Source organism: Luteimonas sp. MJ250, assembly GCF_039548455.1.
Taxonomy (GTDB): domain Bacteria; phylum Pseudomonadota; class Gammaproteobacteria; order Xanthomonadales; family Xanthomonadaceae; genus Luteimonas.
Genome location: NZ_JBCLVB010000005.1, coordinates 91,659 through 111,812, shown reverse-complemented (window position 1 = coordinate 111,812; position 20,154 = coordinate 91,659). Strand labels below are relative to the sequence as shown.

General features: G+C 69.8%; 16 protein-coding genes. 2 read left to right on the top strand and 14 right to left on the bottom strand.

Annotated elements, in window-relative coordinates; all coding sequences use genetic code 11:
• Positions 1 to 106: 106 nt before the first annotated feature.
• From WCE37_RS02610 to WCE37_RS02560, 11 genes are all read right to left on the bottom strand, one after another.
• Complete coding sequence (locus WCE37_RS02610; protein WP_343278004.1) at positions 107 to 1,336, bottom strand: pyridoxal-dependent decarboxylase, exosortase A system-associated; 1,230 nt, start codon at positions 1,334 to 1,336, stop codon at positions 107 to 109.
• Positions 1,333 to 2,550, bottom strand: a complete 1,218-nt coding sequence (locus tag WCE37_RS02605) for a glycosyltransferase family 4 protein (RefSeq protein ID WP_343278003.1) — start codon at positions 2,548 to 2,550, stop codon at positions 1,333 to 1,335. Before WCE37_RS02605 ends, WCE37_RS02610 begins: the two co-directional genes overlap by 4 nt.
• 4 nt (positions 2,551 to 2,554) lie before the next feature.
• The gene (locus WCE37_RS02600; RefSeq protein ID WP_343278002.1) at positions 2,555 to 3,775 is read right to left on the bottom strand and encodes a GNAT family N-acetyltransferase; all 1,221 of its coding nucleotides are present in this window, start codon (positions 3,773 to 3,775) and stop codon (positions 2,555 to 2,557) included.
• Between the two features lie 9 nt (positions 3,776 to 3,784).
• Positions 3,785 to 4,873 carry a hypothetical protein gene (locus WCE37_RS02595; protein WP_343278001.1) on the bottom strand — a complete coding sequence of 363 codons (1,089 nt, stop codon included), beginning with the start codon at positions 4,871 to 4,873 and terminating at the stop codon, positions 3,785 to 3,787.
• Entirely contained in the window at positions 4,870 to 5,862 is a 993-nt protein-coding gene (gene nadE / locus WCE37_RS02590; protein ID WP_343278000.1) for an NAD(+) synthase, read from the bottom strand. Before nadE ends, WCE37_RS02595 begins: the two co-directional genes overlap by 4 nt.
• Positions 5,859 to 7,379, bottom strand: a complete 1,521-nt coding sequence (locus tag WCE37_RS02585) for a class I adenylate-forming enzyme family protein (protein WP_343277999.1) — start codon at positions 7,377 to 7,379, stop codon at positions 5,859 to 5,861. The genes nadE and WCE37_RS02585 overlap by 4 nt, the downstream gene beginning before the upstream one ends.
• Positions 7,376 to 7,633, bottom strand: a complete 258-nt coding sequence (locus tag WCE37_RS02580) for an acyl carrier protein (RefSeq protein ID WP_343254857.1) — start codon at positions 7,631 to 7,633, stop codon at positions 7,376 to 7,378. The genes WCE37_RS02585 and WCE37_RS02580 overlap by 4 nt, the downstream gene beginning before the upstream one ends.
• A gap of 115 nt (positions 7,634 to 7,748) precedes the next feature.
• On the bottom strand, positions 7,749 to 8,951 hold the full coding sequence (locus WCE37_RS02575; RefSeq protein WP_343277998.1) for a glycosyltransferase: 1,203 nt from the start codon (positions 8,949 to 8,951) through the stop codon (positions 7,749 to 7,751).
• 2 nt (positions 8,952 to 8,953) lie between these two features.
• Positions 8,954 to 10,336, bottom strand: a complete 1,383-nt coding sequence (locus WCE37_RS02570; protein WP_343277997.1) for an O-antigen ligase family protein — start codon at positions 10,334 to 10,336, stop codon at positions 8,954 to 8,956.
• Positions 10,337 to 10,343: 7 nt separating this feature from the next.
• On the bottom strand, positions 10,344 to 11,468 hold the full coding sequence (locus tag WCE37_RS02565) for a glycosyltransferase family 2 protein (protein WP_343277996.1): 1,125 nt from the start codon (positions 11,466 to 11,468) through the stop codon (positions 10,344 to 10,346).
• Positions 11,465 to 13,078: an oligosaccharide flippase family protein gene (locus tag WCE37_RS02560; RefSeq protein ID WP_343277995.1), complete on the bottom strand. Its 1,614-nt coding sequence runs from the start codon at positions 13,076 to 13,078 to the stop codon at positions 11,465 to 11,467. Before WCE37_RS02560 ends, WCE37_RS02565 begins: the two co-directional genes overlap by 4 nt.
• Positions 13,079 to 13,202: 124 nt before the next feature.
• Here WCE37_RS02560 and WCE37_RS02555 point away from each other — a divergent pair, with 124 nt between their 5' ends.
• Positions 13,203 to 14,006, top strand: a complete 804-nt coding sequence (locus WCE37_RS02555) for a class I SAM-dependent methyltransferase (RefSeq protein WP_343277994.1) — start codon at positions 13,203 to 13,205, stop codon at positions 14,004 to 14,006.
• Positions 14,003 to 15,169 carry a glycosyltransferase gene (locus WCE37_RS02550; protein ID WP_343277993.1) on the top strand — a complete coding sequence of 389 codons (1,167 nt, stop codon included), beginning with the start codon at positions 14,003 to 14,005 and terminating at the stop codon, positions 15,167 to 15,169. The genes WCE37_RS02555 and WCE37_RS02550 overlap by 4 nt, the downstream gene beginning before the upstream one ends.
• Here the strand turns inward: WCE37_RS02550 and WCE37_RS02545 are convergent.
• From WCE37_RS02545 to WCE37_RS02535, 3 genes are read right to left on the bottom strand one after another with little or no spacing between them, the layout of a single operon-like run.
• Positions 15,166 to 16,176 carry an NAD-dependent epimerase/dehydratase family protein gene (locus WCE37_RS02545; RefSeq protein ID WP_343277992.1) on the bottom strand — a complete coding sequence of 337 codons (1,011 nt, stop codon included), beginning with the start codon at positions 16,174 to 16,176 and terminating at the stop codon, positions 15,166 to 15,168. The genes WCE37_RS02550 and WCE37_RS02545 overlap by 4 nt on opposite strands.
• Positions 16,173 to 17,252, bottom strand: coding sequence for a Gfo/Idh/MocA family oxidoreductase (locus tag WCE37_RS02540; protein WP_343277991.1), 1,080 nt, complete (start codon positions 17,250 to 17,252; stop codon positions 16,173 to 16,175). Before WCE37_RS02540 ends, WCE37_RS02545 begins: the two co-directional genes overlap by 4 nt.
• A 40-nt stretch (positions 17,253 to 17,292) precedes the next feature.
• A complete protein-coding gene (locus tag WCE37_RS02535) occupies positions 17,293 to 20,124 on the bottom strand; it encodes a right-handed parallel beta-helix repeat-containing protein (RefSeq protein ID WP_343277990.1) in 2,832 nt (943 codons plus the stop codon).
• Positions 20,125 to 20,154 lie beyond the last annotated feature (30 nt).

Sequence of the window (20,154 nt, the reverse complement as noted above, 5' to 3'; positions counted from 1 at the left end):
GTGTGGTGCGTGGGTGTGGGGGAACGGGGTGCCGCGTTTGTCCCCCCCACGACCGCGGCCCCGGCGCCAGCCTCCGAAGCCGCCACCGCCACCGCCTGATCCAGTCTCAGACCAGCGCTTCGGCGGCGTCGGGATGCCCGAGGAAGTCGCGCGGGCTGGCACTGCGACCGTAGGCGCCGGACTGGAACACCACCACCAGATCGCCCGGCTCGGCGACTCCGAGCTCCATGCGGTCCCCGAGCAGGTCCAGCGGGGTGCACAGGGGGCCGACCACGCTGGCGGTCTCGAAGGCGCCGGTGCGGCCGTTGACCGCGACCGGGTAGTTACGGCGCATGACCTGGCCGAAGTTGCCCGATGCCGCGAGATGGTGGTGCATGCCGCCGTCGACCACGAGGAACACCTGGCCGCGCGAGACCTTGCGATCGACCACGCGCGCCACGTACAGGCCGGCGTCGCCCACCAGGTAGCGGCCCAGCTCGATCACGAGGTGCGCGCCGGGCGCGTCGTCGCAAAGGCGCGCGGCCAGGCCGGCCAGGTTTTCTGCCACCGGTCCGACATCGAGCGCCGACTCGTTGGCGGCATACGGGATTCCGAAGCCACCCCCCAGGTTCAGGCTGCGCAGCGGCGCCGGCAGCAGGCCGGCCCATTCCATGGCCAGCTCGTAGCTGCGCGACTGCGCCTCGACGATGGCGGCGTGGCGCAGGTTCTGCGAGCCGGCGAACATGTGGAAGCCTTCGAAGGCCAGCCCCGCCGCGGCGATCGCCCGCAGCGCGGTGGGGACCTCCTCGGCATCGATGCCGAACTGCCGCGCACCACCGGTCATCTTCATGCCGGAGGCCTTGAGCTCGAACGGCAGGTTGACGCGCAGCGCCACGCGCGCGGGCGTGCCGGTGGCCGCGGCGGCGCGCGCCAGGATGTCGATCTCGCGGAAGGCCTCGATGTTGACCAGCACCCCGGCCGCCTGCGCCTGGCCGAGCTCGGCGGCGGATTTTCCGGGGCCGGCGAAGGACACGTGCATCGGATCGGCGCCGGCATCCAGGGCTATGCGGAGTTCGCCGGCCGATGCGACGTCGATCCCGTCGGCCAGGCTCACCATGTGGCCCACCAGCGCCGGCATCGGGTTGGCTTTCATCGCGTAGTGCACGCGAACGGTGTCGGGCAGGACGCCGCGCAGGCCGTGCATCCTCCCGGCGATGCGCGCGCGGTCATAGAGATAGCACGGCGTGCGGCCGACCTCGGCCACCACCCGCGACAGCGGCCGGCCGCCGATCATCAGTTCACCGGCCGCATCGACCGGCCAGGCAAGCATGCCCGGGTGGGCGCGTTCGATGTTCAAGTCCCAGGATCCCGTGTTGCCTGCAGGCGGTGGTGGAAATCCACCAGCTGCAGGATGTTGTTCCGCCACTGGTGGCGTTCGGCCACGCGCCGGCGGGCATTGCCGCCCACGCGCGCAAGGTCTTCCGGCGCGCGGCTGCGCGCGATGACGGCGTCGACCGCCGCGTCGAGGTGACCGGCCGGGAACATCCAGCCGGTCGTGCCCTCTTCAAGCACCTCGCGGATCGGCTCGAAGTCTGGCGCCACAGGCGGCACGGCGCAGGCCATGAATTCGAACAGCTTCACCGGTGAGGTGTAGTCGCCGGCGCTGGGCAGGATCGCCATGTCCATTGCCGACAGCAGCCCGGGCACTTCGTCGTGCGCGACGCGGCCGGTCAGTACCACCTGCCGCGACAGCCCGCGTTCCTCCACGAAGGCGCGCAGGGCCGGGTACGTCGCGCCATCGCCGACCAGCAGCAGCTTGAGTCCGGGCGCCGAGGCCAGGCGACCGGCGATGCGGTGCACGAAGGCATCGATCGCGTGCCAGGGCACGAACGCCCCGAGGTAGCCGCAGACTACGCTGCCATCGAGCCCCAGGCGTCCGCGCGCCTGCGCGCGCTGCTCCGCAGTGAACGAGAACTTGGCGATGTCGGCCGCGTTCGGCGTGACGATCGCCGGTGCCATGTCCGGATGTACCGCACGCGCGCGGTCGCGGAACACGCTGGACACGAAGACCAGGCCGTCGGCGTCGCGGAAGGCGCGGCGCTCGATCGCCATGGCCAGGCGGCGCAGCGACAGCGGGCGCACGCGCTCGACGATGGCCGAGTCGTTGACTTCCAGGATGATCGGCACGCCGCGCCGCCGCGCCAGCCAGATCGTGGCGTACATGAACAGCGCATAGCGCTCGTAGATGAAGTCGACATCCGGGTTGCGCCGGAGCCAGCCCAGCACGCGCCAGCCGGCGACCAGGTTGTAGGCGAGTTCGGCGAGTTCGAAGAGCGGCTCGGGCAACCCGGTCACCAGCTTCATCCAGGGCCGAGCCTGCCGCGTCGGAGACATCGCGCCGGGCGATGCATAGGGATCCGCACCGGGCAGCGACACCACGTCCACGTCCACGCCTTCGCGGCGCAGCGCGTCGGTGATCCCGCGGATATGCACGCCTTCCACCGCCTTGCCCTGGGTGCGATGGTGGTAGAGCACCTTGCGCACGCTTGCCGCCACATTGACCGTGTCCATGGCGTCAGGCCTCCTGTGTGGATGGCGCGGGTGGCATGGTCGCCAGCGCCTCGCCGAGGGGAACCCCCAGGGTCCCGCGCTGGGCAATTCCGGCGCCGATGCGTTCGGCCGTTGCCCGCATGCCCGATCGACGCACGTCGATCGAATGCAGCATGAGCTCCGTGCTCGCCAGCCTGCGCTTGTATTCCTGGTCGCCGGCAAGGAAGTCGAAGACCAGCTCGCCGGCGGCCGCGGCCTGCTCGACCACCGCGTACAGGGAGGCGATGCCCGGCCGGTCATGGCGCCGCAGGAGACCGTAGTTCATCCCCGCGTTGTAGTAGTAGACCTTGTCCTGCCAACCGAGGTTGTAGAGATAGCCGACCAGCGCATCGCCGGCCGTCACGCGGACCATGCGCGCGAAGCCTTCGTCGCTTGAACGCTCGATCAGCGCACGGTGGAAGCGCCGGAAGAAGGGGCTGGCGAAGCAGCCGCCGGCGCCGCGTGACTGCCAGTGCTGCGTGTGGAGCTGCTCGAAGGCGTCGAACCAGTCCAGCGCGACGCGCGTGTCCGCCGCCGCTTCGGCGCGCAGCGGCCCCAGCGAGTCGTAGGCACGCAGGGTCTGCCGCAGCGAGCCGCGCGCCTTGCGGCCCAGGACTTCGAGATAGCCACCCGGCGCTTCGCGCACCACCTGGAGGTCGACCTGGTAGCAGGGCCGCGAGCGCACGCTCGTCGCCAGCATGTCCTGCGGCAGGGCCGCGGCGATGGCCTCGCCCTGCTCCGACGTCGAGACGCGCAGCCGGCGCCAGTCACGCGGCAGCCGGTCGAGCGCATCGAACAGCGCACGCCAGGCGGCCGGCAGGCACCCGGGCCTGGCGAGCAGGCCTGCATATTCGATCGTGATCTCGTCGACTTCCGCATCCCCGGTCTCCTGGAGATGCCACGACCGCCGCCCCAGCCAGCGCGCACGGCCCTGCTCCGGAGCGTCCACAAGCAACGCCAGTGCGGCCACGCCACCGCCTGCATCGCGTGCGCGGAACACCATCGGCCGGATTCCCGCCGGCAGGTGCTCCAGCCAGGTGGACACCCAGCGCCAGCTTGCGAACGGCGAGCAGGCGACCGCGTCCTGCAGCGCGACCCAGTCCACCGCGAGGTCCGGGCACCGGTCCAGCGGCAGCAGTTCGCCACGCAAGCTGGAGTCCCGGCTCCAGGACTCCGACATCGTTGCCTCGTGGATGGCTTCATTCATCGGCATCGTTCAACCGTCCTGGTCGATATAGGTCAGATGGAGCGGCGGTGGATCCGCAGCCAGCCCGGGATCGATCCAGCGCACGACCACCTGTTGCTCTCCACGGGGTCGGAAGCCGCACGCGCGCCATGGCGCGGCTGCGCCGGCACCAACGGCCGCACGCAGACCGACCGCTGCGTAACCCTGCCGCCTCGCCTCGCGCAACAGCACGCGCAGCGGCGCGGGCGAAATTCCGTCGCAGGCATCCATCGACCAGAAATCGTGCACCTCGAGGATGTGGGGCCACAGCGGCTCCGTGCCGCAGGCGAACCATGCCTGCACGCGACCTGTTTCATCCTCCACCAGCAGGTAGCGAATGCGCATGCCCACGCCCTGGTCGAAACGCCAGCGCAACATCGTTTCGTCGCGCACCGCGGTAAGCGCCGGGTGCTCGCGTGCGCCCGACCAGACCTCATCCATTGCCGGCTCCAGGCGGTCGGCCCAGCGCGCGCGCATTCGCGGACCAGCCAGTCGACGCCAGGCAGCCATGATCGCGTCGCCGCCGTCCACCGCGAGGCCCGCCACGCGTGCCGGCATTGCCAGCAGACGCGGCAGCCGACGCGCCAGATAGTGTCCGTGGCGGACGATACGCACGCTTCGCTCCATGCCGGCCAGAGGACGAAGACCTGCCCGCCTCAGGGCGGCGTTGGCGCCCTGGCTCGCGTTGGGTATTCCGTAGACGAGATCGAAGTGCTGTTCGGCGGCTGCAAGGACGGACTCGAGCAGCATCAGCGCCGGCCCCAGCGACCGGTGGCGCGGATGGATCGCGAGATGCGACAGCACGCCGGCCAGAAGTTCGCGCCCACCGGCGCGCATCCTGCGCGGGGCCAGGGCAAGCAGGCCGACGATGCCATCGTCCACGTGCTCGACGAAACGGAGCACGGGCCGTCCGAAGGGCGAATGCAGGCACATGGCGTCGTAACGCGCGCCCAGCAGGGCATCATCATCGCCAAGACTGCCTCGCCAAGCGGCGATCGCGGCCCCGCGGGGGTCGCCGACCCCATGCTGGCCGTGGCAGATCCTGTAGGCGGGAACCACGGCCGTCGACTCCAGGTTCAAGCCGCCACCTCCTCCAGCGCCCGCGGCTCGCGCAGGACCAGCGGGCGCTCGTGCAGGTAGCGCGTGGTGCGCCGCTTGTTCTCTATATCCGCATAGACCGCGGCTGCCTCCAGGGCGCCGATGCCCAGGGCGCGCCCGAGCTCTTCCGCGGGACGGTCGTGTTCAAGCGCCCAGAGCGCCAGGTCCATCTCGCGGTAGGGCAGTGCGAAATAGAACTCGTCCTGGCCCTGCGCAAGGCTGTAGGTGTCGGTGGTCGGGACGGCCGCGCAGACGCGTTCGGGCAGCCCGAGGTGTCGCGCCATGGCATAGACCTGGGTCTTGTACAGGTGTGCGATCGGCTTGATGTCGGCCGAGCCGTCGCCATTCTTGACGAAGAAACCCTGGTCGTATTCCAGACGGTTCGGCGTGCCCACCACCGCGTAGTTGAGGCGGTCGGCGTGGTAGTACTCGATGGTCTTGCGGATGCGCTGCTTGTAGTTGGTGGCCGCGACGATCTGCAGGTATTCCGAGAGCCCAAGCACGCAGTCGTGCCGGCTGCCGGCGGGATCTTCCGCGACCAGGCGGAACACGTTGATCCGCCCCTGCGTGCCGCCGTCGATGACGATCTTGAAGCGCCAGCCCTCGCCGTAGCCCGGCAGCGCGCGTCGCACCGCGGCGTCGCGCTCGCGATAGCAGCCGATGGCTTCCAGTGCCGGCGCGATGTCGACGGTCTCGACGCGGATCCCCAGGTGTGAGGCCAGCACCCCGGCGCGCCCCGCGCTGTCGTCCGAGGAGTCGCGCTCGGGAAGGATCAGCCCGACCACCCGCTCCGGCCCCAGTGCGCGCACCGCCAGCGCCGCACAGCACGAGGAGTCGATGCCCCCGGATATCGCGACCACCAGGCCACGCCGATGCAGGCGCCTGGCCGTGCTTTCGCGCAGCCACGCAGCAATCCGGTCGGCCTCTGCCTCCAGGTCGATGTCCAGGACGCCATAGTCCAGTTCGCTCACGGTGTCGCCTCCAGGTGTTCCGGCCGGGCCAGGCTGGCGCGCCTGACCTTGCCGGATGCGGTGCGCGGCAGCGCCGACACGAAGTCGACGCGCCGCGGGATCTTGTAAGGGGCCAGTCGGCCGCGGCAGTGGGCGCGGATGGCGTTCTCGCACAGGTCCGGGTCGCGCCTGACCACCCAGGCACTGACGACCTGGCCGAGGACGTCGTCCGGAACGCCCACCACCGCGACTTCGGCGATGCCGGGGTGTTCGAGCAATGCTTCCTCGACGTCCAGCGGATGCACGCGATGCGCGCCGGTCTTGATCATGTCGCTGCGGCGACCAGCCAGGAACAGATAGCCCTCGGCATCCATGCGGCCGATGTCGCCGGTGCGCAGCCATCCCGCGCGCAGGGCCAGCGCGCTGGCGGCCGGGTCGCGCCAGTAGCCGCACATGATCCCGGGACCGGCCGCCCAGACCTCGCCTTCGACCCCTGCGGGCAACACGATTCCGGCCTCGTCGCGGACCTGCAGGCGCACGTCGCGGATCGGGCGTCCGGCGGAACCGGGCTTGTCGTCCAGGCGCGCCGGTGGCACCGAGGCCAGGCGCGCGGTGGCCTCGGTCTGGCCGTACATGATGTGCAGGCGCACGCCGGGCAGGCGTTGGCGCAGGCGCCGGGCCAGGGCCACCGTCATCGCGCCGCCGGCCTGGGTCAGGTAGCGCAGCCGCGGCAGCGCGCAGCCCTCCAGCGCGCCGCGCTCCAGCAGCAGGGCGAAGGTCGAGGGCACGCCCGAAAAGCCGGTGGCCCCTTCCCTCTCCAGCGTGCCGACCACCAGGTGCGGGAACACCAGGTTCGGCTCAAGCACCACGTGCGCGCCGGCGGCAAGATGCGTGTGCAGCACCGAGGCACCGTACGAGTAATAGAACGGGAGGACGCTCACCGTGCAGTCGTCCGCGGCGAGGCCCAGGTCCGCGACCACGGCGCCGACGTTGGCCGCGACGTTGGCGTGGGAAAGGGTCACGCCCTTGGGCGCACCGGTGGTACCCGAGGTGTACATGATCATTGCGAGATCGCTGCCGACGCCGGGCCCTGCCGGCAGCTCCGCCGGCGAAGGCGCCGCCGCTTCGGGCCAGCCCGCGTGGCTGCGCGGCCCCAGCAGCATCCGGCGATCCGGGGCCACCTTGAGCTCGAGCGCCGCCTCCGCTTCCGCATCGCCCGACACCGCCAGCACCAGCGCCGGCTCGCAGTGCGCAAGCCATGCCGCCAGCTCGCGCCTGCTGGCCTGAGCGTTGAGCGGCACCACCACGGCGCCGGCAAGCCAGGCGCCATAGCAGGCCACGACGGCCTCGTAGCGGTTGGGCAGCACCAGCGCCACGCGGTCCCCGGCAACGACGCCGCGGGCCCGCAGCACCCCGGCGAAGCGCAGCGCCGATGCCGCCAGCGCGGCATAGTCCGCCCGGCATTCGCCGTCGCCGATGGCGGCTGCCGACGGCCTGCGTGCCGACGTGGCCAGCAGGCGGTCGGCAAGCGTGATCACTGCACGCCGCCCGCCGTCTTGCGGCCGAGGAAGATGCTGATGCTGTCGATGCTGTCGAAATTGGCCGGCACCATTTCCTCCGGGCTCACCCGGATGTCATAGGCCGACTCGAGGAACTCGATCAGCTCCAGGATCCCCGTGGAGTCGACGATGCCGCCCCGGATCAGCGAGGTGTCGTCGGCAACGGCACCGCTGTCGTCTGTGAACAGGAAATTGCTCAGGATGAACGGCTTGATGGTCGCCTTGTAATCCATTGCGTCTCGCGCGCCTCTGCTGGGTGACGGGCTCCGTGCGGCACGCCCGTGCGCGCCGGATCTCCCCGTGTCGACTTGAGAAACGGAAATTCCTCCATGTTCCGGACGGCGACGTTCAGCACACGCCCGCGGACCGGGGGCGCGGGCGCATGGCGGTGCGGGCCGCGAGCACGTCCGTGCAGGCGGACAGCGTCTCGCGCGCCACGTCGTCCCAGCTTCGCGCCATCGCGCGCGCGATCGCCGCGTGATCCCAGGTGCGGGCCAGTGCTTCATCCAGCGCCTCTGCAAGCCGCACAGGGTCGCGCACCGGCACCAGGATCCCCGACCCTGCGGCGACGATCTCTCCGGAGCCGCCAACATCGGTGGCGACTACCGGGCAACCGCAGGCCAAGGCTTCCACCAGCACGTTCGGATAGCCCTCCGACCAGCTTGGCAATGTGAGCACGTCGGACGCCGCGATCCACTCCGCGACCTGTTCGGGCCCCACGCCCCCGGTCATGCGTACGCGTGCGGACAGGCCGCTCGCCGCCACCATTCCCGCAAGCCGTTCGCGCATGACGCCGTCGCCCACCAGGGCAAGCATGGCTTCCGGATCACGGGCATGGACCGCGGAGAACGCTTCGAGCAGCTCCTGCATGCCCTTGGACTCGATCAAGCGGCCAACGTAGGTCACGAGCTTCGCCCGCGGGTCGATGCCGAGCCGCCCCCGCACCGCTTGCCGATCGCGCGGCTGGAAAACCGCGGTGTCGACACCGTTGACGATCGTGCGGACCGTGCCCGCATCCACGCCGAAGTCGTCGATCACGGCTCGACGCATGGCCTGGCTCACGGTCAGCACCGCGTCGGCGCCATGGAGCGTCTTCCGGGTCAGCCAGGCCGACACGCCCGATCGCATGTGGATGTCGGAGCCGCGCCCGCCGACGATGCACGGTACGCCGAGCGCCCGGGCCGCATGCAGGGCGGCGTGGCCGTCGGGATAGACCCAGTATGCGAGCACGATGTCCGGGGCGAAGCGGCGCAGCCTCGGGGCCAGCGCACGGCCGCCGACCAGACCGTTGCTTGCGCGAGAAAGGCCGGGGAACCCCGGATAGGTGTAGGACTCGAGTTCGATCCCCTCCAGCGCATAGCCGGGACCGACGATGCCGCCGAGGAACGTCCTGGGCGCCAGTCCGGGCAGGCGTGGATGGCGGACCTGCGGGAAGTACACGCGCACATCGGCGAGCCGCGAAAGCGCGCGCGCGGTCTCATGGATGTAACGCCCTCGCGCAAGGTCGTGCGGTACCGGGAGATTCGGCGTAACCAGCGCGATCCGCGGCATGGTCACGACATCACCAGCAGGATCCTGAGCAGCACATAGAAGCCCAACGTAGCGACGCCCGCCAGCAGCACCCATCGGAACATGTCGCCGCTGAGGCGGAAGGCCGGCACGGCCGGGAAGCGCTCCCGCACCGCAGTGAAGTGCGCAACCACCAGCGCCGCCAGCAGGTAGAGCAGGATGATATAGCTCCGGCTGAGGAAGAATGCCGTGGCTGCGAAGCCCACCAGCGAGACCAGCAGCGCCGTCGCAACCGCGCGGTCGCGGCGCCACTGCTCGACCAGGGCCATGTCCCAGGCGGCATCGAACGCGGGTGCGGCGGCTTCACCTTCAGCTTCAGCTTCAGCTTCACCTCCGCCTCCTGTCGCAGCGTCGTCCCACGCCCAGCGCTGCCCCGGATAGCTCCCCTGCGGCGCCTCGCGCAGGATGCGCACCATCATCCAGAAGCAGTAGCCGATGAAGGCGAACCACAGCCCGAAGCCGATGACTCCGTTTTCGGCGAGCACCAGGACCAGTGAATTGTGCGCGGTGAGGTGGTGATAGTTGGTGAAGTTGCCGGTGCCGACGCCGTACAGCGGGCTGCCGATGAACATCTGGATGCCTTCGTACCAGGCTTCCACCCGCCCTGATGCCGAGCGCTCCGTGACGTCGAGCTCGTTCAGTCGGGAAGGCAGCAGGCGCATTGCCACCAGGCCCGCCACCGCAACCACCAGCGCGCTTGCCGGACCACGCCGCACCCACAGGAAGACGCCCAGCATCGCCGCCACGGCCAACATGCCGCCGCGGGAGTTGGTGAGGTAGATGCCGTAGAGCAGCAGCCCGGCCACGCCCAGCCACAGCATCCGGCGCAGGCCGAACAAGCCGCCGCGACTTGCCAGGTACACGGCCATCGGCAGGCAGATCACGAACAGCATCGCAAGATCGTTGGGGTCGCTGAATATCCCGAGGTACTGGATGCGTCCGTCGTCCACCAGCGGCATGCCGGTCCAGCCGACGCCGGTCGACTTCTGGTCAACGCCGTGCACGGCCATCACCGCGGCGCTGGCGGTGAACACCACCATCACCCAGGTCATGCGCCCGGGCGCGGTGGTGGTATTGGCCAGGACCACGAAGGCGACCAGGCTCGGGGCGAACAAGGTGAAGTGCTCGACCGCGCCGCCGACCCATCCGTTGAGTGCGATTGACAGTGATGTCATCAGCACAAACACCGGCAGGATCAGGTACTGCGGCTCGTCGAAACGCTTTTCCCGCGAGCCCAGCCACGCCAGCAGGGCACTCACCAGGGCGATCGGCAGCAGCGGGATGCCCGCATCCACCATCTGTGGATACTCCTGCGGGCGCAGCAGCACCAGCAGCAGGTAGAGGGAAATGCACAGAAAGGCGAGCATCAGACGATCACCAGAGGTGCAGCCTGCGGCCGCGTGCGAAGGCGAACAGGGCCTGGGCCGCGAACAGGTTCATGTGCACGAACGCGACCAGCATGCGCACCGGAGGCACCGCCGCGAGCGTCGGCACGCGCGGAACCAGCGCGACCAGCGCGACCCCCGCCACAGCCGCAATCGCGCAGGCGAGGTAGAAGGCATGTCCGCGCGCCAGAACCAGCGCTGCCAAGCCCATCGCCAGCAGCGCCCACGGGGCCGCCAGGCGCAACAACTTGTGTCCGACGAAGCGGAACCAGAGCGGGTTCCGACCGGGATGCAGCAGCCAGGGCGCGAGCTGCACCAGCTGCAGGTTTCCGGCCAGGGTGCGCACCTTGCGCACGCGTTCGCCGGACACGGAATCCGAGGCACGATCCCAAGCCACTGCTGCCGGCTGCCAGGTCACGCGCGCGCCCTGCGCGGCCACCCGCATGGGGACCAGCACGTCGTCAAGCACTGTCTCGGCCGGCAGTGGGCGAAACAGCGTGCGGCGCATCGCGTACAAGGCACCGCTTACGCCGACCACGGAACCACTTGCCGCCTCCGCCTGGCGGATCGCCGATTCGTAACGCCAATAGGCATCGACGCTGGCTGCGAAGCCGGTATCGGGATCCTCGAAGCGGAGCTGTCCGCCCACGACCCCCACCGCGGGATCGGCAAGGTGCGCCACCAGCGCCCGCAGCGCGCCGGGCTCGATCCGCTGGCGGACGTCCACCATCAACAGCACGTCGCCGAGCGCCGACGCCACGGCATCGTTCAGGCAGCTCGCCTTGCCGCGCCGTTGTGCGAACTCCAGCACGCGCACGCGCGGATCCCCGATGCCGCGCGCGGCGTCCGCCGTGCCATCGCTGCAGCCGTCGCAGGCGACCAGCACCTCGATGCGCTCGTCTGGATAGTCCAGCGCCAGCAGGTTGCGCAGTTTGGCTGCCACGCCGGCCTCAGCGTCATGCACCGGCATCACCACGCTGACCATCGGCAGCGCCGCGTCCGCGCGGGCCGCGACCGGACGCGGCGCGATCCGCGCAAGCAGCAACATGCACAGCGGATAGCCGGCATAGGTAAACGCCACCAGCAGCACGCAGCTCCAGAACACCAGGCTCACGGCGCGGCCCTTCCACCGGCAAGGCGCATTGCCCAGCTGCCGCCCCATGCCGCCAGGCGCGGGTAACGCTCGCCCAGGCCGGCGAGGACCCGGGCATCGTCGCGCCGCCATGCGCGATAGGCCACGCTTGCGGCGACATAGACCAGCACGTATGCCGCGGCCGCCACCAGCCCGCCCCAGGACGCCGGCAGCACGCGCACCAGCACCAGCGCCGGCACAAACGCCGTGGCCGCCGCGGCCATCAGCCGGAGCAGTTCGCGCCACGGCATGCGCAAGGCCAACAGGTAAGTGATGCCGACCGAGGTGACCGAGAACACCAGGATCCGAGACACCGCGTGCGCCAGCACCGCCCCGGCCAGGCCGTGGCGCGGCACGAGGTAGATCGCCAGTGATGCCGTCAACGCCAGCGACAGCACGACAAAGCCAACGCGCAGCTTCTGGTTGTCCGTGGTCGACAGCAATGCGCCGAAGGCCCCCTCTGCGAGGGTAAGCCCTCCGACCACCACCATCACCTGCAGCGGCAGTACCACCTCGCCATAGGCATTGCCGTACAGCAGCACGACCAGTGCGGGCGCGGCCAGCGCGCCGGCGCCGGCAAGCAGCAGGCCCAAAGCAGCGTAATAGCGCACGGCACCGGCAACGATGGGTCCCACGCGCTCGCTGCCACCCGAACCGTAGGCGTGCGACATCATCGGCATCAGCACGGTGCCCAGGCCGGAGGACAGCATGTCGATGCCGCCCCGGGTCAGCGCCGCTGCGATCGCGAAATAACCCACCGCAGCTGCACCCACGGTGCGGTTGAGCAAGAACGTCTCGATCGACTTGTTGCTCAGCGCCCAGGCAAGCACCAGCAGCACGGTCCACCACAGGTGGCTGCGCACGCGCGGCTGCAGTGCGGGCTCGAGCCGGGTGTAGTTGGGCAGGAGGTCGGCACGGCGCCGGAGGGTCCGTCCGGCGATGGCATGGCCTGCACCCACGATCGCGAACAGCACGACATATGCCTCCAGCCCCGCGCCCATCCACAGCAACAGCAGCACCGCGCCGATGTTGAGCAGGCTCATCGCTACCGTGGCCCCGGCCTCGATGCCGTAGTGGCCGTGGCCCTTGGCGATGGAGACATCGAAAATGAACCAGGCCTTGCACATGCCGGCGGCAAGCGTGGCGACCGCGAACAGGCCCAGACCTTCGTTTTCCCAGCCGGTGGGCTTGAACTGAGGCAGGAACACCAGGAAAGCGATGCCCACCAGCGCCGCGCTCGCAAGCTGGCGCTTCAACAACCACCCGTGCACGCTGCCTGCGACCTCTGCCGAGCCCCGTCCGAGACTTTCGGACACGAAGCGGATCGCGGTCGTGGTGATGCCGTTGTTGACCACCAGCACAAGCAGGCCCGCCAGCCAGACCACGTAGGCATAGCGTCCGAAATCGTCCGGGCCGAGCGTGCGCGCGATGACGATGCTGGTGAGCATGCCCAGCGCGTAGGTGACGTAGGTCGACCCCGTGACCATCATCGCGCCGCGGAACGCGGACACACCGCTGAAAAGCTGATTCGACTGCTGGCGTGCCAAAGTGTTGATCGCTGGGCGAAGGTGGCTGTCATTGAGAACGTGCATGCGGGCCCGATCCGGCCACCCGACCCCGTCTTGCGCGCTTCCATTGGCGCCTCCATTGGCCTCTCCAGGCCGGCCTCCGCGTTTCATGTCCAAGACACTCCGACAAAAGCGCGCCCCAGCGGTCATGCGCTCAGGAACCATGTACTACGACGCTTACAGCCGGCAGGAAATCGTTGACGACTTCGCCTCCCGCGACTACCTCACGCCGGCAGAGTTCGCGGCACTCGGCGAGGTCTGGCCGCTGGTGCGTGGAGACGTCCTTGACGTCGGTGTTGGCGGTGGCCGCACCACGGGATACCTGCAGGGAGTAGCCCGGACTTACCGCGCGCTGGACATTTCCGAAAACATGGCCGCTGCCTGTCGGGCGCTTTATCCGGATGCCGACGTCAGCGTCGGCGACGCGCGCTCGTTGGCCGCATACCCCGATGGAAGCTTCGACCTGGTGCTGTTTTCGTTCAACGGCATCGATTACATCGACCACACTGACCGGAAACAGGTCCTTGCCGCGGCGTACCGAGTGCTTCGTCCCGGCGGGGCGTTCGTGTATTCATCGCACAATCTCGCTGTGCTGGAAGGCCGCCTGCCACCGGTGGCACCCGCGCGGATCGTGCCTACCATTGATCCGCTCCGCATGCTGGTCCGCAGCGTGCGGACGCTGGCCACAGGGCTGCGCAGGCGCCGCAACCGCAGGCGCCTGCAGGACCGGCAATACCTCGCAGGCGACCATGCCGTCGTCAACGACGAAGGCTATGACCATTCCCTGCTCACCGTCTACGTCGATCCGGCCGCCGAGTGCGAGGCGCTGTCCGCCGCGGGCTTCGTGGATACGGTGACGATCGACGCGCGCGGCCGGCGCGATCCCGCGCGCCACCTGGATCCCTGGGTCTATTACGTCACCCGCAAGGCCGCGGTCCGGTCTGGCCGGTGAGCGCAGCACCAATGGCCACCGCGCCGCGCCAGGCGGGCGATGGCCGGCTCTCCATCCTGCACGTGGTCGATTCGCTCGAGTGCGGCGGCCTGGAGCGCGTGGTCGCGGATCTGGCGGTCGCGCAGCGAGACCATGGCCACTCGGTGGCCGTCTTCAGCCTCACGGACGCCACCGGCCTGGGGCCCGAACTCACCGGCGCCGGGATCCAGGTGATCGAGGGCGGCAAGCGTACGGGCTTCGACGTCGCGCCGCTGGCGCGACTTCTGCGCACGATGAAAGACAAGCAGACCGGCATCGTCCACAGCCACAACTTCGTGCCCAATTACCACGCAGCGCTGGCCCTCGCGCTGCCGGGGCGTGCGCGCGCCACGCTGGTCAACACCTGCCACAACATGGGTGGCCGGCTCTCCAGGCCGCGGCTGCGAGCGCTGTACAGGCTCTCGCTGACGCGGACCGCGCGCGTGGCCGGGGTCGGCGACCAGGTCGCGCAGCACCTCGTTGAGCAAGGTCTCGCACCACCGGCCCGGGTGGTCGCGGTGCGCAATGGCGTACCGGTTCCGCCGTCGCCAGGCGCCATAGACCGCGCTGATGCGCGCGATGCGCTGGGAGTGCCCGCCGACGCGCTGGTGATCGGCTGCGTCGGCCGGCTGGTAGAGCTCAAGAACCACCGCCTGCTCCTCGACCAGGTGCCGGCGCTGGCGGCCATGTTTCCCGATGTACGCGTATTGCTGATCGGCGACGGACCCATGCGCGCGTCGCTCGAAGACCGGGCACGGGTGCTCGGCATCGAAGCGCATGTGCGGTTCACCGGCGCCCGCGACGACGTCGGGCGTCTGCTGCCGGCGCTGGACGTGTTCGCCCTGCCCTCGCGCACCGAGGGCCTTTCGATCGCGCTGCTGGAAGCCTGCGCGGCGGCGCTGCCGGTACTGGCCAGCGATGTCGGCGGCAACCCGGAAATCGTGCGCCATGGCCGCACCGGGCTGTTGTTCCCGAGCGACGACGGCGCGGCGCTGCGCGCAGCGCTGGTGCAGCTGCTCGCGGACCGGCAGCTGCGCGCTTCGCTGGGCTCGGCCGCGCGTGCCTGGGTGGTCCACAGCGCCTCGATCGACGCCATGCGCGCAAGCTACGACGAGCTGTACGCGGAGGCGATCGGCGCCGCCTAGCGCTCCGCGCCGTCGCCCAGGGCGTCGAACGTCCTGCGCATGCCTTCCGCCGTGGCGACCTTCGGCGTCCATCCAAGCGCCTTGAGCGCGGCATTGGAATGGCGGAAGCGCCGGTACATCGAGCGCACGATGTAGGGCGTGAACACCGCAGGCAACTGGCCCTTCGAACGGCGGTTGTACGCCACCAGGCCGCGCGACCCCAGCAGCAGGGCCCAGTACGGAACCGGCAGCATGCGTATCCCCCGCATCCGCGCACGGTAACCGCGCAGGTAGTCCGCGCAGTCGGGCAGGTCGTCATCCACCACGCTGTATGCGGCGCCGTCCGGTGCCCGTAGCGCCGCGAGCGCGATCGCGTCGGCGCAGTTCTCGACGTAGGTCAGGGGCAGTTCGGCGCGCCTGCCGAGGCTGAAGAACAGGCCCATCGCCGAAATGCCGACCCGCGACGATGGTCCGGCAGCACCCGGCCCGTAGATGACGCCGGGACGCAGGGTCACCGTCTCCAACCCGCCTGCTCGCCGGTATGAATCGACCAGCTGCTCCTGCCGCGTCTTGGCGTGCGCATAGGCACCCTTGGAGATACCGACGTCCTCGATCGGCACCGACTCGTCGTGGACCGCGCCCGTCGCCAGTCCCTCGGTGCGATAGACCGAGAACGAGCTCACCAGTACCAGCCGGCGCACGCCGGAGGCCACGCTGGCATCGAGCAGGTTGCGCGTGCCGACCACGGTGTTGGCGAACATGTCGGCGGCCGACCCGCGCATTCCGGCTGCGGCGTGGACCACGCAATCCACGCCGGCGGTGGCCGGGTCAAGGTCGTGGCGGTACAGCAGGTTGGCGCCCACGGTCTCGATCGACGCCGAGGGAAAGCGTTCGGCCAGCTGCTCGACCAGCCCCGCTGGCGGCCGTCCGCGGAAGTGCAGGCGCAGCTGGTCCACGCCCTGCTCCAGCAGGCTGGCCGCGACGTGTCGCCCCAGGAAGCCGCCCGCGCCCGTGACCAGGACCCTCATCGCCCCGCCTCCGTCTGGCCCACCGCATCCACGATGGCGTCGATCAGCGTCGCCACCTGCAGGATTTCCGCGGCCGGGACCGGATCCGGCGCAAGGCCGCGGATCGACTCGTGGAAGCGCTGCAGCAGCACCCGCATGCATTCGAAGTAATGGAAATCGTGGCGTGCGAACGCCGCGAGGTTGCCAAGGCCGCTGCGCGCGAAACGCGCCGACTGCACCCAGGCCGGGAACAGCCGCCCGATCGCGCTGGGCTGCTCCTGGCGCTGGCTGCGCACCAGCGTCCGCGCGCCGTAATCGAGCTCGACGGTGTCGCGCGTGCCGCGCACGGTCATCGCATGCGACACCGGGCGTGCGTGCGAGCTGACCATGCCCGACACCGTCACGCCGTTGCTGCCGGAAAGCAGGAAGCGCAGCTCGTCGGGCATGGCATCGACCAGCGCGCTGCCGCTGTCGGGGCGCATCCGCCACGCCCTCGCATGGACCTCGACCGGGCCCTGCAGGAACGGCACCACCTTCGCCAGCACATGGTCGATGACGTTGTGGAACAGCTTGCCGGGCAGGCGATGCACCCAGTGCGCAGGATCGGACATGACCGCGATGCCGTAGTCGCCGGAGAGGTTGTAGCCGTAGCTGGTGTCGATGTGCACCACGTCGCCAAGCCGGTCCTGGTCCAGGAGGCCGTGGAGGGCGAGCGCCGGCGACTCGAAATTGTAGAGGTAGTTCACGCACGCTTTGCGGCCGTTGCGCGCGGCGCAATCAAGGATCGCCGCGGCCCCGCGGGCGTCGAGCGCGAACGGCTTTTCGACGAACACGTGGCAGCCCGCGTCCAGCGCCATGCAGGCCAGGGCGACATGGGAGTCCGGCGGCGTGGCCACGTGCACGACATCCAGCCGCTGCGCTTCCAGCATGGCCGCCACGTCCGTGTAGCCCTCCACGCCCGGCCAGCGATCGGTGAACTGCCCGACCATCAGCGGCTCGCGGTCGCAGGCGGCGACGAGTTCGACGCCGTCCAGCGCGCGCAGCTGTTCGGCATGGCCGTCGGCGATCTTGCCGCAGCCGATGATTCCAACCCGCATCAAATCCCCTCCGCCATGGTCCTGGCCTTTCCGGTGCCGGTCACAAGGCCACCGCGCGTGGCTCGGCCATCGCACCGCCACTGACCGCCTTGCCGGCCGCGCGGTAGCCCGGCCGCGGCACTTCGTAGTCGCGGCAGCGGTTCGGGTCGCCCGCCAGGCCGTCCTCGGCCGCGCGCACGATGTTGTACATCTCGCGTGCGCTCACGTAATGCAGCTTCCATTTCTGGCCGTCGTTGTATCGCGACTCGAGGTAGTCGTAGGCCTGGTCCATGGGCGCACCCAGCAGGGTGTCCATGTCGCAGTCCTCGGCGCCGTGCGTGTGGATCTTCACGAAGGTCCACTCCGGCCGCCCCTCCACGTGGATGCCGGTCTGGACCCAGGCATCGATGCGGTCGCGGCTGGGCGGTGCCACGGCGCGGATGTCGCTGTTCTCGATCCGCGGCAGCAGCCCGAACTTGCGGCTCTTCCAGCGCAGGCCCAACGGCCCCTGGATGATCATCAGGTCGCCGTCGCTCTTGCCGCCCACGCGCACGCGCTCGCCGGTGTCGTGCGACTTCGGCTTCAGCGGATCGTCGGTGGCGCGGTAGATGCGGTTGATCGTGCGCGGCTGGCAGGGATCGGGAGCGGCGGGGAAGGTGAAGTCCGCGTAGCAGCCCTCTTCGCGCAGCACCGTCAGCTCGTTGTCCACCCCGCAGTGATTTCCGCTCGGGTGGCTGTTGTCGAGTGCCCAGTCGCCATGGATGAACGCCCAGCGCGGCTGCCCGGTCACCGGGTCGCGTGGCAGCGCGTCGTGGCGCGACGCCAGGGTGTCCGCGAAGTCCGCAAGCTTGGCGCGCAGGGTCGCCTCGGTGTCGTCGTGATGGTGCAGATGGATCTCGATCTCGCCCAGCCCCATGCGGCACAGCTCGACCAGCGAATCGATGTGCTCCGGGCGGTACTCGTCGCCGGGAAAGAAGAACGAATGCACCGGCGGCCGGCCGTCGGCGTCGCGGTGGCCCTCGCACAGCCGCGGCAGGTCGCGCTGCCAACGCGCCACGCGCTCGCACTCGCGCTCATGACCCGGCTGCCCCCAGCCCGGCTCGTAGTGATCGACAAAGCAGAACAGCAGGTGCCGCGTGGTTCCCTCCGGCACCGGTGCGCGCCAGTCCTGGCGCAGCCAGGAAAACAGCCAACCGGCGACGTTGCGACGGTGGAGCAGATAGGCGGTCACCGCACCGGCAAGCAGCAGCGCCAGCGCTGCGGCAAGCGCCACCCAGGCCAGCGACGAGCCCCACGGGCCGCGTGCAGCCGCAGCGGAGGCTTCGTCCCCGCCCGGGCCGGCAGGCGTCCGGGCATCTTCGCCCGATGGAGCGGAGTCGGTTGCCGGCGTGCCGTCACCGGTCGGGGCAATGCCCGGCGCGACTGCGGGCGCGGGCTGCACCTCGGCGCCGAACGCTCCGATGGTCATCGCACCGATGCGAAGCGAACCGGTGATGTCGTCCTCCAGGCCGTCCAACAGGACCCCGGGCCCGGCGACGGCTGCCGTCGCAAGCAGCCGGCCGTCTTCGTCGACGCGGAACTCGCCCGAAAGGCCGTGGGCATCGCTGCCCGACTGGTCCTTCCAGCGCACGAACGGCAGCGGCAGGGTCAGGCGCGGGTCACCGTTCCCGGGCCGCGCATCCAGGAAACTGCAGCCATTGCGATAGGCGTTGTAGTCCATGCCCGGATCTCCGTCGAGCGCGGACAGGCCACCCATTTCGCTTGAATGGCGGATCTCGACGCAGCGCCCGCTGCCCACCACCAGGTTGTTGACCAGCCGTGGATTGACGCTGGGCGGGCGCCCGGCGTGCGGCTCCCGGTCCTGGAAGGCGATGCCGAAGTACAGCCCTGCATGGCCCCTGCGCCCGGCATCGACGATGGTGTTGTTGGCCACCAGCGCATCCTTCGCCGCGTAGAGCCCGATCCCCGAATAGCCGGTGTTGCGAACCAGGTTGTTGCGGACCACCCCACGCACGGACTCGTACCAGCCGGGATTCACCTCGGGATCCAGGTACTCCGGGCTGGTGTCGAAGCCGACCAGGATGCCGGCAACGCCGGTGTTCTCGATCCGGTTGCGCTGGATCAGCACGTCGGCGGCACCGCCCTTGAAGTACAGGCCGGTGGTGGCGATGTCGTGGATGTGGCTGTCTTCCACCACCATGCCCGAGCCGTTGACGTTGTCGATGCCGTCGGCGTTCATCGCGTCGACCGGCGTGCCCGGCGGATAGGCGGCCCCGGTGTTGCGGATCTCGACGCGGCGGATCGTCACGTTGTCCGACTTGGGCGTGATCTTGATGCCGTCGCGCCCGGTGTCGCGGATCAGCAGGTCCTCCAGCACGACGTTGGAGGCCCCGTGTTCGCTCGCGGGGCCGCCCTGGTACCAGTTGGTCTGCATCATCACGCCGTAGACCCGGCCGCCGCTGAGCTCGAGCGTGCTGATGCGGCTGCCCGAGGCTGTGGGATCCACCTGTACGACCACGGTTTCTGGCGTCGCGATGTCGCAGTGGATGTGCGCGCGCTCGCCTGGATGCGAGCGCAGCACCAGGCGCACGCGCAGGCGCACGTCGCACTCGTTGTAGGTGCGGTTGCCCGGAGGCGCGCGCAGGGTCACGGTGTCGCCGTGTCCGACCAGGTAGTTCGCCGGAGACAGCACGTGGCCGATGGTCCGGAACGGCCGCTCGCGGCTGCCATCGTTGCTGTCGCTGCCTTCGGTTGAAACGAACCATTCACGCGCGCCCAGGGGCGGCGCGACGGCCACCAGCAGCGCCAGGACCATGCACGCGAACGGGCCGCGGTGGCGGCCGGCTGCGCCGGCGACGGGAGTTTCATGGGACGGCGCGTGGTGCTGGTGCATCGGGTTTCCCGTGTGGATGGCTGGTTGCGC